This window comes from Hoeflea marina, assembly GCF_003182275.1.
Lineage (GTDB): Bacteria > Pseudomonadota > Alphaproteobacteria > Rhizobiales > Rhizobiaceae > Hoeflea > Hoeflea marina.
On the sequence record NZ_QGTR01000001.1, the window covers coordinates 385,791 to 400,924 of the forward strand.

General features: G+C 62.1%; 5 protein-coding genes. 4 read left to right on the forward strand and 1 reads right to left on the reverse strand.

Going from position 1 to position 15,134, the window contains the following annotated elements; all coding sequences use genetic code 11:
- Nucleotides 1-14 precede the first annotated feature (14 nt).
- From DFR52_RS01875 to DFR52_RS01885, 3 genes are read left to right on the forward strand one after another with little or no spacing between them, the layout of a single operon-like run.
- The gene (locus tag DFR52_RS01875) at nucleotides 15-9,599 is read left to right on the forward strand and encodes a hypothetical protein (RefSeq protein WP_158284828.1); all 9,585 of its coding nucleotides are present in this window, start codon (nucleotides 15-17) and stop codon (nucleotides 9,597-9,599) included.
- Nucleotides 9,600-9,609: 10 nt separating this feature from the next.
- A complete protein-coding gene (locus DFR52_RS01880; RefSeq protein ID WP_110030218.1) occupies nucleotides 9,610-11,766 on the forward strand; it encodes a type I secretion system permease/ATPase in 2,157 nt (718 codons plus the stop codon).
- A complete protein-coding gene (locus tag DFR52_RS01885; RefSeq protein WP_110030219.1) occupies nucleotides 11,756-13,249 on the forward strand; it encodes an HlyD family type I secretion periplasmic adaptor subunit in 1,494 nt (497 codons plus the stop codon). The genes DFR52_RS01880 and DFR52_RS01885 overlap by 11 nt, the downstream gene beginning before the upstream one ends.
- 29 nt (nucleotides 13,250-13,278) lie before the next feature.
- Here DFR52_RS01885 and DFR52_RS01890 read toward each other — a convergent pair whose 3' ends face one another.
- Nucleotides 13,279-13,863, reverse strand: a complete 585-nt coding sequence (locus tag DFR52_RS01890) for a phosphatase domain-containing putative toxin (RefSeq protein ID WP_110030220.1) — start codon at nucleotides 13,861-13,863, stop codon at nucleotides 13,279-13,281.
- Nucleotides 13,864-13,944: 81 nt separating this feature from the next.
- Here DFR52_RS01890 and DFR52_RS01895 point away from each other — a divergent pair, with 81 nt between their 5' ends.
- Entirely contained in the window at nucleotides 13,945-15,117 is a 1,173-nt protein-coding gene (locus DFR52_RS01895; RefSeq protein WP_110030221.1) for an amino acid ABC transporter permease, read from the forward strand.
- Nucleotides 15,118-15,134 lie beyond the last annotated feature (17 nt).

A 15,134-nucleotide genomic window follows, 5' to 3' on the forward strand; every position in this document is an offset into this window, starting at 1 on the left:
CAATGGAGTGTGTGATGGGTGGCTTGGTCCAGACTTTGAACTTTGCTTTTACAGGTCGCTACGATGCAACCGACGGGAACGATACCATCGTGGCCCTCGGCTTCGCCGGCTACATCAATGCCGGCGCCGGCAACGATATCGTCGATGTGGGGGCTGTCGAGGCGCGGATCTACACGGGATCTGGCAATGACGAGATCAGGGGCTCCGTGACGGTGCTCCACGTCGAGGACACCACGGGGGACCTCGGTCTCTACGGCCTGTTCGGATACGCGGATATTTCGAAGACCGGGGACGGGAGCATCCATTTCGGCGGCCTCGCGGGCGCGGTTTCGGTCAATCACACGGGCGGCTACGGCGATATCCTCTACCAGGGCGCAGCTGCCTCCAACAACATTTATCGTTCGGGCATCCGCGGCAATGTCGACTTCTATGGCGCTGGTGGAGCAAACCATATTGAGAACAATGTATTATACGGTGGAATAACATTCCGTGGGGCCGGTGCCAGCAACGTTCTGATCCGCAATGGATACGCGGGCGGCATCACCTTCCAGGGTGCTGGCGGATACAACCTGCTCAAGAGCACGGCTACCTTTGGCGATGTCACATTCGAGGGCGCCGGCGCCTACAACAGCATATCAAGTGAGGGTTATCAGGGTGAGGTCACCTTCATCGGCGCGGGCGCCTACAACGAGATCTACCACAGCACCACGATCGGCGGCACGTTTTTCCAGGGAGCGGGATTCTACAACAGCGTTACTCACATTATGGTCGGGGGTGACGGAAAGACCGGCGGCCAGCTGACCTTTGTGGGCGGCGGCTCCTACAACAGGGTCATGCACGGCGGCGTGGCCGGAAATACCTATTTCATTGGCGGCGGCGCCTACAATGAGGTGACCCAATCGACCGACTACGGCGACGTCGATTTTGCCGGAGCGGGCTTTTACAACAGCGTGACCAGCAACGGATATTCGGGCAATGTCACCTTCCGGGGCGGCGGCGGGGCGAATGTCATCGACCATGCGACTGCCTACGGCGACACGCTGTTCGAGGGCGCGGGCGCTGCGAACATCGTGACGCGCACCGGCACGTCGGGCAACGTCACCTTCCGCGGCGCGGGCGCGGCGAATGTGATCACGCATTCCACCGCTCAAGGCAACACTCGGTTCGAGGGCGCGGGCGCGGCGAACATCGTGACCCGCACCGGCACGTCGGGCAACGTCATCTTCCGCGGCGCAGGTTGGGCGAATGTCATCACCCATTCCACAGCGCAAGGCGACACGTTGTTCGAGGGCGCGGGCGCGGCGAATATTGTTACGCGTGCGGGCACGTCAGGCAACGTCATCTTCCGAGGCGCCGGCGCGGCGAATGTGATCACCCATCTGACGGACTCCGGAGACACATTGTTCGAGGGGGGTGGCATCGGCAATGCCGTGACGCGGATCGGCACGTCGGGCAATCTGATCTTCCACGGGGCCGGCGCGGCGAATGTGATCACGCAGGCGGTGACGAATGGCGATCTCGATGTGGTGGCGCTTGGCGGCGGCAATTTGGTGACGCGGACAGGCGGCGGCAGCGGACACAGCCAGCTCGCGCTCGGCGGCGGCGCCAATGTGGCGACGATACTGGGCGGCGACAGTGTCGATGCGACCATGGTCGGTGGCTACAACGTGCTGACCACCGATGTCTCCGGTCTGACCAGCGCTGTTCTGGTCGGCGGATACAACGTCGCCACGGTCGCAGGCCAGGCCGATATCCAGGCTTTTGGCATCGGCAACGTGATCACCGCGGGCGGCACCGACAGCACGATCCGGGCCTATGGCGCGGCCAACATCATCGAGACCAAGGGCAGCAACAACGACGTCCAGGCCTATGGCGGGTTTTCGATCATCACCCAGACGGATGACCCCGACGCCGTGTCCGACCCGTCAGCCGAGACCGCCGGCGGCGGCATCGCCAACCCGTTCCAGGGCATGGTCGATGCCTTGACCGGCTTCATCGACGCGGGCGTCTCCGGACTTGGCGACCTGATGAACGGCGACACCGGAGGCGGTTTCGCCGATGCCGGCGGCCTGACTGAGAGCCTCGGCATTGACGGACTCGACGCGGGGGAGGCGGCGGACGAGCCGGAGCTCTCGGATGCCGATCTCGCGGAGCTGGAGGGCGAGGGCTTCGATCTCGACGCCGAACTGGCCGCACGGGGGCGCACGCGCGCCGATCTGGCGAAGACCGGCGACGCCGAGGCGCCGAGCGAGCAGGACCCGGACGCGGACGCCATCCTGCAGTCCGCGATGAATGGCGGCCCGGACGGCCAGGCGGCTGCCAATCAGGCCGCCGCAGCCGGCACGCTTCCGGACATGGCGGCGCTGACAGCCCGTCATGCCGACACGCTCGCCAAGGCCGATACGACGCGAGACGAAGCCGTCGCGGAGCAAAGCGAGCTGTTGGCGGCCAGCACGGATGTGTCTGACGCCGACCCTGGGGCAAGCGAAGATGCATACAAAGCCACGCAAGAGGACTTCACAACCCAAGCGGGTGGCGGGACAAAGTTCATATTCGACGATTTCAATCGCTACATCGTCGGCGGTTTGGCGAACGTTCTTGATACAGGAGACGAAAACGACCAAGTCATCGCGATTGGTATTGGCACAAACTGGCTGTCGACGGGCGGTGGCGACGACTTCATTTTTGCCGGAAGCATTCTTAATTTCGTTGATGCGGGCGAAGGAGATGACGTCGCGTTTCTTGTCGGAGGCATGAATATTTTCCGAGGCGGTGCTGGAAATGATACGGCAATCATGCTCGGTTCCCTCGGGAACGTTGCCCTGATGGGAGAGGGCGAGCGGGATATCGCCATCGAGCTGGGCTTGTTGAATTTCGCCACCAAGGACGGAAATGGCGATTTCTACGCGATCATGGCGGGCGGGGCGAATGTCGCCTACCACGGCAATGCCATCGGCGACGATTCCGAGTCTGTGGGGAATTTCGTCGCGATCATGGGCGGCTACCTCAATGTCGCCCATCGGCAAGGCGACGGGTTGGCTGTCGGGATCATGGGCGGGAATATCAATTCCTTCTCCCAGAAAGGCGACGGCACGTTTGTCGCCGTGCTTCTGGGCAAGCTGAATGTGGCGACCAAGGTCGGCGATGGTGACGCGACCTTCGTCATGGGCGGGCAGCTCAACATCGCCACACGCGTCGGCGACAATGGGGTGTCCACCTTCGTCATGGGTGGCCAGGTCAATGTCGCGACGCTATCGGGCAACAGCGACGCCAATTTCTTCATGGTCGGCAAGCTGAACGTGGCCACCGTGGTTGGAAACGGCGAACTCTCTGGCGTGTTCCTCGGCCAGTACAACGTGGTCACCAAGGTCGGCAACGGACTGGTCGGGGTCGGCATGGCCGGCGTCGGCAATGTCCTGACGGTGGTCAACAGCGCGCAATCGGACCTCTGGGCCGTGATGGCCGGACGTTACAATGTCGTCACCAAGGTCGGCGATGGCGCGATGTACGTCGTCGGGGCGTTGTCGACCGCCAATGTGGTGACGAATGTCGGCAACGGAGACCTGGTTTCAATCCTGTCCGGAACGGTGAACGTGGTCACCAAGGTGGGAGACGCGGATTTTGCCGTGATGGTCTCCATGGGGAGCCTGAACGTCTCCACCCATGTCGGCAACGGCCTGACCGCCTTTGTCTCCTACGGAAAGGCCAATGTTGCCGTCAAGGTCGGCGATGGAACGGCGGTGAGCCTTCAGGCCGGCCAGGGCAATGTCACCATCCAAGACGGCTCGGGCATGCTGCTGGGACTCGGCGTCGCGTCGAGTTTCTTCGGTACGGATGTCGACGGCAAGAAGCGAGGCGAAGACCTCAAGGAAGAACTCGCGTTGGTCCCGGCCATTTTCGACAGGAAAGGGACTCCGAGCGACTTCCTGAGCTGGCTTAAGGAACAACTTAAAACATATCTCGGCGATTCGACGTCGACAACGCAAACCACCACGACCGGCACGGCCTCTCCCCAAGACGAGACGGCCTCCCCTCCGAGCGGGACTCCCTCAACGCCACCTGCAAAGAAAACGCCGTCGCTGAACACGCTCTTCACGGAACAACTCGAGTCTGTCCGGGCGTCGCTCAAAGACAAGGAAGCGATGAAAAAGGCCGTGACGCATGATGGGGAGGGGCAAGCGGCGGCAAATATCACAATCAAGGCCGGTGACGGCGATGTCGCCTTTGCACAGTTCGGAACGACACGCCCCGCTCCGCCCGCGCCAGCGGCTACGACTTCGCCGGCGCCCCGTCTCGCGGATCAATTGGGCGGCGAGGCCGGTGAGGTCATTGAAAAGAAAGACAGCATAGCCAGCAGGTTGCTCAAGAGTATCGCCTTGGGCTCCTCCTACAACATTCTCGTGCAGGTCGGCGACGGCAAGACCTTCACCGCGCAACTCGGCGATGGCAATCTCGTGGTCAAGGTCGGTCATGGTCACGCGGGCTGGGATCTGGGGGCGGGGCCGGATGTCTTCAACGTCGCCTACGGCAACAACAATGTGGCCATCGAGGTCAACTACCACTCGATTTTCGACGGTGGCGATCTGCTTGGACATGTGGCCGCGGGCAACGGCGGCGCATATTCGACCTTCAGCGCGCAGGTCCTGTTCGGCGACAGGAACCTGGCCCTCAAGGTCGGCGACGGCCTGACCGTCCGGTTGCTGAAAGGCAGCGGCAACGTGGCCATCAAGGTCGGCCACGGCAACGACGTCAGCATCGTCAAGGGCAACTTCAATCTCGTCGTGCGCTTCGGCAGCGTCGATCCGGCCATGGGCAGCCACAGTCTCAACTGGCTGGATGGTCTGAACGGCGGTGATGGTACGGAGACGTCGGTCACGGGCGACGCGGATATGACCTTCGCATGGCATGGGTTCCACGTCATGGCCGGGCGTCACAACGTCAATCTCGACTACGGCGTATCGAATGACATCTATTTTTCCTATGCAAAACCGCGCCGGCCTTCTCTCGACGTGAACACTGCAGGGTTTATTGGTCCGCGTAACCTTGAGGACACCGAGGGATTTATTGGTCCGCACACCAGAACTCCGAGCATGATGGAGAAAATATCAGGCATTGACCTGAGCTGGATGAGTCGGGCAACGCTTGGCATACCCGTGCCAAGCCCGTCCCAATTTGCGTCGTTGGCCTTCCTGGGCTTCTCGCTGCCATCCTTGAGCGCGAAGAACATAGGCGATAAATATACCAACGGTAATTTCGGCAAGCGGAACGCGGAGTCTCAGACCAATGCCACTGTGACGAAGTTTGGCAATTTACTTGGTTTGGAAAGTACTCCCAAAAAGGCCGTCGCGGACGAGACTGCCGATCCTGTTGAGCCTAAGAAAAAAGAGTCTGGCATCCAGAAAGGGTCGCAGACATCGCTGGAGAGCGGGCTGGACATTCGCCTGTCCATGTACGACATGAACAGGATCATGGTCGACAGCGCCAAGGATGGCGGCAACGTTGTCCTGGCCGGCCGGGGATCGGACGTGGTCTTTTCCATCGGCAACGCCAACCTGGTTTTCGGCGACACCGCCATGAGCATCCTCGACATGTCGCTGGCCTCGTTCTTTCCGGCGATGGGTCAGGCGATTTCCCTCAATGAACTGCTGGCCATGTTCCTTGTCAGTTCGGAAAAGAAAGACGGAAAATATCAGTATAACGCCGCCGGGGTAAAGGTGAAACGGGTCATGGATCCGATCCTGGCCTTCATCGACTATATCCAGACCTGGGGCGATATCGGCATCACGGTCCCCTACGACTCCTTCGGAGACTTCTTCAACATCAGCTACGATGCGAATGGCCTGCCGTCCGGAGAAGTTGACGGCAATCAGATCGCGGCCGATCTGGCGGGCATGTTCTGGTTCGACCTGACCCTGCCGTCCAGTCTCTTCGGAGGCGCCATAGTGGCTGGAATAGGTACTGGCGTGAATTACGGCCTGAATCAAGGCGTGGGGGCTGGGGATCCGACCGAGTGGGCGTCCGGCTTCCTTGACCAGTCCGGCAGTCTGTTCAACGGCTGGGTGGAACTGGCCGCGGGTTCGAGTTCGTTGGACGACTTGACCATCAGCAGCGATCAATCCTTCGAGGAAGGCGACATATCCAGCCTGTTCACCGCGCAGGACGGCTATCCGGTCATTACCGCGGTGCCGAACCTGCCGTCCCTGATCAAGCTGTTCAGCGACTTCGGCAATATCGTTCAATGGGGCGAAGGTGGCGCTGTGGACAATCTCGGCGAAATCCTCGTCGGTCTCCGTCCGCTCACCGAGGATGGCGACATCCTGATCGCCAAGGGCAACGCCAACCTGCAGTTCGGCGGTCATGGCGACGATATCATCGCCTCGATGGGAGAGGTCAGCCGCGCTTTCGGCGGCGAGGGTGACGACATCCTGCTCAGCTTCGGAAAATACAGCTATCTGACCGGAAACAACGGCAATGACGCCATGTTTGCCTTTGGTGAATACAATGTCGTTCACGACATGAATGGCGACAACGCGATCTTTGTCTTCGGCAAGAAGAACGATATCCGTACGGGCGACGGAAACGACGTTGTCGTCGTCTACGGTGACAAGACAAAGGTCAGAATGGGCGGCGGGTTCAATTTCGGCATCGTCGTCGGAAACAAGAACTCGATCTACCTCTCCGGAGACAACATCATTTTCGCCATCGGCGGCGAGAACAATTACTATATTCTTGGCGGCCTGGGCAGCAAGAATCTCATCTACAATGTCGGCGCATCGGTGATCACGATCGCCCCCGGCGGGCTTGTCTACGCCCAGTTCAATGGCGGCCTGATCAACGGCAGCGCCGGGAAGGATTTCATCGGATTTGGCCGCGACTCATTGGGCGGGGTGCTGCGTGGCGATGGCGAGAATGTTGAGGCTGAAACATCGTCCTGGCACGGAAACGATACGATCGTCCTGCGCGGATTGGACACTTACGCATGGGGCGGCAAGGGCGGCACGAAGGACCAGGACGTGTTCATCGTCGGCTACGGCCTGAAGGATGGCGTCATTCAGGACGCGGGCGGCAGCAAGCTCGGCTTTGGAGACGAAACCGAGGACAAGATCGTCCTCGGCGAGCGGATCGGTGTCGCCGACTACAGCGTCAGCGTGCTGGACGCGCCGGTGCAGTTCCAGCGCGTCGGCGATGACTTGCTGATCCTGATGCCGGACCATGTGATGTTCGAAAACGGAACCGCACCCCTGGCCAAAGGGGAACTCAATTCGGTGACGGTCAAGGGGTATTTTTCCTGGGGTGGCGGCAATGCGGCGCAGATCGTTCTGTCGATTTGGGACAGCTACTTCAATGGCCCCGACGGCGTGCTGGAAGAGTGGACAGCTGAATACGAAGCGGAAGCGGCGCTCGGGGCGGAGGCCATTCACACATACTCCGAGCACGACTTCTCGGACTACACCTATCTGACCAGCGCGGGCGTCGCGGACCTCATCGCAAAGTATGAGACCGCCAAATCGAGCCATGCGGCATGGACCGACGCGGAGCTCTGGGCATCCGTCTGGAAGGACCTCTGGGACGCCGGCACAGGTAAATGGAAAGTCTCTGCAGATGGCACCGGGGTGAAGACCTCCGCGGCAGGCGAGGGGCTTTCCGATTTCAAGCTCGGGCAGGACAAGGGGCTGATGATTGCCGGCGGCGTCGCCTCGGACTTGCTGATCGGCACCCTTCTCGATGACGTTCTCGAGGGTCTGGACGGAGACGACGCCCTCGACGGCAATGCGGGGAACGACATCCTCTACGGCGGAAAGGGCAATGACAGGCTTTTCGGCCGGGAAGGCGACGACACGCTCCACGGCGGAACGGGCAATGACACGCTCGATGGCGGCGAGGGGTCGGACACGGCAAGTTACGCCGATGCGACCGCAGCGGTTGTCGTCGATCTTCTTGCCAAGACCGCCACGGGAGGTGGCGGTACCGACACGATGGTCAGCATCGAGAACGCAACCGGCAGCGACTTTGACGATGTCATCTACGGCGATATGGCGGCCAACAAGCTGATCGGAGGCGACGGCGCGGATCAGCTGTTCGGGCGCGATGGAAACGACCAGATCTGGGGCGGTCGCGGCGACGATATCGTGACCGGCGCGACCGGCGACGATGAGTTGTATGGTGGCGACGGAAATGATCTGCTGCGCGGAGGCGTCGGTGACGACCTGCTCTTCGGCGATGCAGGCGACGACATACTCAATGGTGGGGCGGGAAACGACACCGCAAGTTTCGACGGCAGCACGCTGGCTGGCGGCGTGGTTGTCAGTCTGGTCACCGGGATCGCGACCAGTTCGTCGGGCACCGACACGCTGATCGATATCGAAAACATTGTCGGCACCGAGTTCGATGATCAACTCACAGGCGATGCGGGTGTCAATCTGCTGATGGGCGGCGACGGCGACGATCTGCTTGAAGGAGGACTGGGCAACGACAAGCTCGACGGTGGCCGGGGCAGCGATACCGCGAGCTACCACGGGGCAGGAACCGGTGTCACGGTCGATCTCGCCGCCGGCACCGCGACGGGCGGCGCCGGATCGGACACCTTGTCAGGAATCGAGAATGTCATCGGCAGCAGTTTCGACGATGTGCTGAAGGGCGATGGCAACAACAATGTGCTCGAGGGCGGTCGGGGAAATGACACGCTTGCGGGCGGCGGCGGCACGGATACCGCAAGCTACGTCCATGTCACGGGAGGGCTCGGCGTGACAGTTGATCTCGCCGCCGGTACTGCGACGGGCGGCGCCGGGTCTGACACCTTGTCCGGGATCGAAAACGTCACCGGCAGCAACTTCGACGACGTGCTGACGGGCGACGACGGCAACAACGTGCTGGAAGGTGGTCTGGGCAATGACCGCCTGTCCGGCGGCGGCGGCATCGATACCGCCAGTTTCATCCATGCCACGGCCAGTGTCGTCGTCGATCTGGGCGCGGTCGGCCAGGGCGGCATTGTGACCGCAAGGGTCGGCGCCAGCGAAGTCGACGAGTTGATCGGCATCGAGATGATTTACGGCGGCGGCTTCGGCGATACCTTGACGGGGGATGCCAACGGCAACCTGCTCGACGGCGCGGGCGGCAGCGATGTGTTGAACGGCGGCGCCGGCAATGATGTTCTGATCGGCGGCGCCGGAGACGACAGGATGTCGGGCGGCGCCGGCAGCGACATGTTCATGGTTTGGGCCGCGGACGGCAAGGACAGGATCGCCTCCGACGGCGACGATGCTACCACCGACGTCGTCTCGTTCCAGGATGATCTGTCCTGGGAAGAACTGTGGTTCTCGAAGAGCGGCGACGACCTGCTGGTCGACATCCTGCGCGGCGACGGAAGCAGCAGCGTCACGCTGGACGGCTGGTATTCAGGCGGCGCGCCATCGGCGGCCGGTGTCGACGGGTTCCTGGCTGCGGACCTGCAGCTCTCCCGGGCAGGCGTTCAGCAACTGGTGACAGCCATGGCGGCCTGGAGCGCGAGCAACACCGGGGGAACCAATCTCGATCGGCTCTCGGCGCTGGAGCAGGACAACAATGTGGTCGCCGCCCTCGCGGCCTGGCAAGCCGCGTAGGGCCCGGCCAATGACCAGCCAGAGCGCCGACACCGCCGACGACCTGATCGACACCGGCGCGATCGGTCTCGTTCGTATCCTGAGCCTGCTCGGCATGCCGGGGGACGCGGCGCAGCTGCGCCATCAGTTCGCCGACCCGGGCAAGCCGATGACGGCGGAACTGCTGGCGCGCGCCGCAAAGCGGCTCGACCTGAAGGCCAGGATCCTGAAAAGCAGATGGGATCGGCTGCCCGGGACCCCGTTCCCCGTGCTTGCGGAAATGAAGGATGGCAGCTTCGTCATATTGGCGGGCGCGCGGGACGGGGCCGTCCTCATTCAGGAGCCCGAGGCCCGCAATGTCGAGCAGCTGGAAAAGGCGGAGTTCGAAGCCAGGTGGTCCGGACGCCTGCTGCTCGTCGCCAGGCGCGCACGGTTGCTCGGCGAAGGCTCGCGCTTTGACATTTCCTGGTTCGTGCCGGCGATCCTGAAATACCGGAAGCTGTTCGGCGAGGTCATTCTCGCCTCCTTTTTCCTGCAGCTTGCGGGACTTGTGTCGCCGCTGCTGTTCCAGGTGATCATCGACAAGGTTCTGGTCCATCGCGGCTTGACCACGCTTGATGTGCTGATGCTGGCGCTGGTCGCTATCGCGCTGTTCGAAGTCACGCTCGGCGGTCTGCGGACGTACATCTTCTCGCACACCACCAACCGGATCGACGTGGAGCTCGGCTCCAGGCTCTACCGCCACCTGGTCGGCCTGCCGCTGGCCTATTTCGAGAACCGCCAGGTCGGCGAATCCGTCGCGCGGGTGCGAGAGCTCGAGAACATCCGTGACTTCATCACCGGGTCGGGATTGACGCTGTTGATCGACCTGGTCTTCACCAGCGTGTTCTTCGTGGTGATGTGGCATTTCAGCCAGATGCTGACATTGATCGTGCTGGCCTCCATTCCCTTCTATGTCCTCCTGGCCGTGGTGGTGACGCCGATCCTGCGGGCGCGTCTGGATGAGAAGTTTCGCCACGGCGCGCGCAACCAGGCGTTTCTGGTGGAAAGCATCACCGGGATCGAGACCCTCAAGGCGCTGGCGGTCGAACCGCAATCGCAGCGGCGCTGGGACGAACAGCTGGCGGCCTATGTGGGAGCGTCGTACCGGACCGCCAATCTCGGCAACATCGCCGGCCAGATCACCCAGCTCATCAACAAGCTGACGCTTGCCGCCACGCTCTATTTCGGGGCTCTGGCGGTGATCGAGGGCAATCTGACCGTCGGCCAGCTGGTGGCGTTCAACATGCTGTCGGGCAAGGTCACCGGGCCGATCCTGCGGCTGTCGCAGCTCTGGAACGATTTCCAGCAGGCGCGGATTTCAGTCGATCGGCTAGGGGACATCCTCAACACGCCGTCCGAACCCCAATACAACCCGAACCGGGCAGCGCTCAAGCGCATTGAGGGCGGCATCAGGTTCGACAATGTGTTCTTTCGCTATCAGCCGCATCTGAAGGATGTCCTGGCCCGCGTCGATCTCACCATTCCGCCGGGGCAGGTGGTCGGCATTGTCGGCCCCTCGGGATCGGGAAAATCGACCCTGACGAAGCTGGTTCAGCGCATGTATGTGCCGACGCACGGCCGTGTCCTGATCGATGGGCTCGACATCGCGTCTGTCGACGCCGGCTGGCTGCGGCGGCAGGTCGGCGTCGTGCTCCAGGAAAACCTGCTGTTCAGCATGTCGATTCGGGAGAACATCGCCCTGGTCGACCCGGGCATGCCCTTCGAGCGCGTCGTCGCCGCCGCGACAATGGCCGGGGCGGACGACTTCATTGCCGAGCTGTCCGACGGATACGACACCCATGTCGGCGAGCGCGGTTCGAACCTGTCGGGGGGTCAGAGGCAGCGCATCGCCATCGCCAGGGCCCTGATCGGGCAGCCACGCGTCCTCATCCTCGACGAGGCGACAAGCGCGCTGGACTATGAATCCGAGCGCATCATTCAGCAGAACATGCAGCAGATCTGCCGCGGGCGCACCGTGTTGATCATCGCCCACCGGCTTTCCGCCGTCCGGCACGCGGATCGGATCCTGACAGTGGAAAAGGGGCTGGTGGTCGAGGACGGAACGCACGAGTCCCTGCTCGAGGCCGGGGGGCGCTACGCCCAGCTCTGGGACATCCAGGGAAGCGGGGCCTCGGATGCAGCCTGAGAAGAAGGCGCCGGATCAGAGCCAGCCCATCAAGCTTGCGGGCGCTCGGGCGAAGCCTGGTTCCGGGCGTGGCGAGGATGCCGTGGTTCGGCCGAGCGCTGCGATCCCTGCGAAAGCAAAGGCGGACGAAAAACGCGAGGGCGGCACACGGCACAAAAAAATCCACGGCGTCGAACGACAGTTCCTGCCGGCCGCTCTCGAGATTCTCGAAACGCCCGCCAGTCCGGCAGGAAGGGCTGTGGCGATCACGATCATCACGATGTTCGCCGCAGCCCTCGCATGGGCGATGATCGGAAAGATCGATGTGGTTGCCATCGCGGTGGGCAGGGTCGATCCGGTTGGCGGGACAAAGGTCGTGCAGGCGCTGGAGATCGGCAATGTTGTGGCCATTCATGTGGTCAATGGGCAGCATGTGACGGCCGGCCAGCTTCTGGTGGAGCTGGACGCCACCGACAGCGAGGTCGATATCGATCAGTTGCAGCGGCAAAGGGACGATTCCCGCCTGGAACTCATCCGGATGAAGGCCTTTGTCGAGGCGGTCGCCGGCCGGCCATTCGACTTCCAGCCGGTGGTCAGCGGCGGCGCGCGTCTGCTGGTTGATATTCACCGCAGCCGGCTCGGCGCGGATGTGGCATTTTACCGGTCACAGCTGGAAGCGCTCAATGCCGAGATTGCCAGACGGTCCTCGGAGATCGCCACCGACAGGGCCGAAATCGCCAAGCTGGAAGAGCTGCGTCCCCTGGTCGATGAGCGGGAAGCCACGACGCGCATCCTGATGGCTCAGGGCCATACGTCCAAATCGACCTGGCAGCAGATCAAGGCGCAGGTGATCGAGATCAAGCATGCTCTGATCCTGCAGCAACTGCAGGTCACCGCGGCGGAGGGAAACCTGCGGGCGGCAACGAGGCAGCTCGCCGGGCTGTCCGCGCAGACCCTGCAAAAGGCCTACACCGATCTGTCCGAGGCACAGCGGCGACTTGACCAGACCGATCTGGCGCTGCGCAAGGCTCTCAAGCGGGAAGAGGTGACGAAACTCGCCGCGCCCGTTTCCGGAACCGTCTACGGCATAAACGTGAACACGATCGGCGGAGTCGTCCGCCCCGCTGAACCGCTGCTGAGAATAGTGCCCGACGGGGCTCGGCTCGAGGTCAAGGCGCAGATCCTCAACCGCGACAAGGGAGTGATCTATTCAGGGCAGACGGCCGAGATCAAGTTTGATGCCTTCGACTTCACCCGCTACGGAACGATCCTGGGCGAGGTGACATCGATTTCCGAGGATGCGGTTGAAAAGGAAGGCCTCGGCCTTGTCTACGACACCGTGATCGCACTCCGGAAAAGCGGTTTCCGGGTCGACGGCAAACAGGTCTCCATTGCGCCAGGCATGATGGCCCGGGTCGAAATCAAGATCGGGCGCCGCCGCATCATCGACTATCTCTTGTCGCCGTTGAACCGGTATCAGGACGAGGCAATTCGCGAGCGATGAGATTTCACCAGAACCCTGTGCATGACAACTCATTCCGGCTGTCGCGGGCGCCCCGGCTGCGTCGCGCGGTGCGCGCTTCCCGCATCGAGATTCCGCAGGTGCGTTTCCTGTTCGATTGTTTCGACGGTCTTGCTGTCGTGCCGGTCCCGAAGGAAGGCAATCGCTTCGGCCGAGGTGAGCCCGTATTCCATAGCAAGGCGCGCGGCAACGGTTCCCGTCCGTCCCAGCCCTGCCAGGCAATGGATGGCAACGGCCCCGCCAAGGGCAAACACCGACCGGGCCGCCGCAAACGCCTCCTCAAGCGCTTCTTCATTCTCCCCGGTCGGTGCCGACATGTCGGGAATCGCGATCATCCGCCAGGCGATGCCGTGCCGGTTCGCGGCGTCCTGGTAGGCCGCCTTGCCGAGAAGCAGTTCTCCTTCCGTCAGGCAAGAGAGCATCAGACGAACGTTTCGACCGCAAAGCCGGCTCAGGTCTTCATTCAGGTGCTGTTCGGATGCGATCCGGGTTCCATCGATGACCCGCACGCCGGGACAGGACATGAGCACCAACGAGAGGGCGGTGTTTTCGAGCTTTACGGTGCTCGAAAGCGGGGCGGAGGAAGGGGTTGACATTCACGAGCTCGCTTGACCATTATATGAAGTATACACGTATACATGCAGCGTCTGCATGTGACAAGCCCATGAAAGTTGCCGATGACAACCTCTGGTGAAAGTCTCGCAGGCCGCCTGCGTTTGCTGCTCGTGACACGCAAGGCGCGCCAGAATGCGCTGCAATGGCTGGTTCTGGCCGTGGTGGGCTTACTGATCGTTCTGGGTCTCGCCAATCTGATGGGAAATCTGAACGCGAAGGGAAGTCAGCTCGGATTCGGGTTTTTGCTGGGGGAGAGCGGTTTCGACGTCAACGAGAGCATGATCCCTTACAGCGCCGGAAACAGCTATTTAAGGGCGCTGCTCGTAGGCACCCTCAACACGCTTCATCTGGCGATTGTCTGCGTGGTCCTCTCCACCGTGATCGGGGTTTTCGTTGGCCTCCTCCGGTTGAGCGAGATCCGGGTCTTCGCAATTGCCTGCCGGCTCTATGTCGAAACCATGCGCAACCTGCCGAAGCTTCTGATTCTCCTGGCGGTCTACGTCTTTCTGGTGATCAATCTGCCGCTTGCCCGCGACGCGGTCACCGTCCTCGACATGGTCTATCTGTCAAACCGGGGGGTGAACCTGCCGGGGCTGCGGCTCGACATTGCACAGGCCCTGACGCTTCGTGGCGGAGTTCTGTTCGTGGCGGGCGCGGCGCTCGGCGTGGGGGTCTGGCGCTGGGCGCGCGCCCGCACGCCCAGCAGGGTGTTTGCCTGTTATCTGCCGGCCGCGTGTCTGGCAGTCGGCTGGGGGCTGCTTTCCGGATTTATCGTGCTCGAGATGCCGCAATTCAAGGGCTTCAACTTCACGGGCGGAAATCTTGTTTCCCTGCCGTTCCTGAGCCTTGTGATCTCCTTGAGCGTTTACCACGGTGCACAGGTGGCGGAAGTCGTGCGCGGCGGGATCCAGGCCGTTGAACGCGGCCAGGTCGAGGCCGGCAAGGCGCTCGGGCTGACGGGCGGCCAGATCTCCTGGCTGATCGTCCTGCCCCAGGCCCTGCGTGTCATGATCCCGCCCATGACGAACCAGTATGTCAACATCCTGAAAAACACCTCGATCGGGCTTGCGGTCGGCTATTCGGACCTGGTGTCGATCATGAACACCACCATCAACCAGACCTTCCGGCCAGTCGAACTGATGCTGGTGGCGATGTCCGTCTATCTCCTGATCGGAGTCGGAGCGTCCATCGGTTTGAATGCATTCAACCGCCGCATGCAACTGAAGGTAAGGTAGTCATGACCGAGGCAATA

Coding starts and splice junctions, on each gene's coding strand:
- DFR52_RS01875 (WP_158284828.1), top strand. CDS start 15: ATGGGTGGCTTGGTCCAGACTTTGAACTTTGCTTTTACAGGTCGCTAC.
- DFR52_RS01880 (WP_110030218.1), top strand. CDS start 9,610: ATGACCAGCCAGAGCGCCGACACCGCCGACGACCTGATCGACACCGGC.
- DFR52_RS01885 (WP_110030219.1), top strand. CDS start 11,756: ATGCAGCCTGAGAAGAAGGCGCCGGATCAGAGCCAGCCCATCAAGCTT.
- DFR52_RS01890 (WP_110030220.1), bottom strand. CDS start 13,863: ATGTCAACCCCTTCCTCCGCCCCGCTTTCGAGCACCGTAAAGCTCGAA.
- DFR52_RS01895 (WP_110030221.1), top strand. CDS start 13,945: ATGACAACCTCTGGTGAAAGTCTCGCAGGCCGCCTGCGTTTGCTGCTC.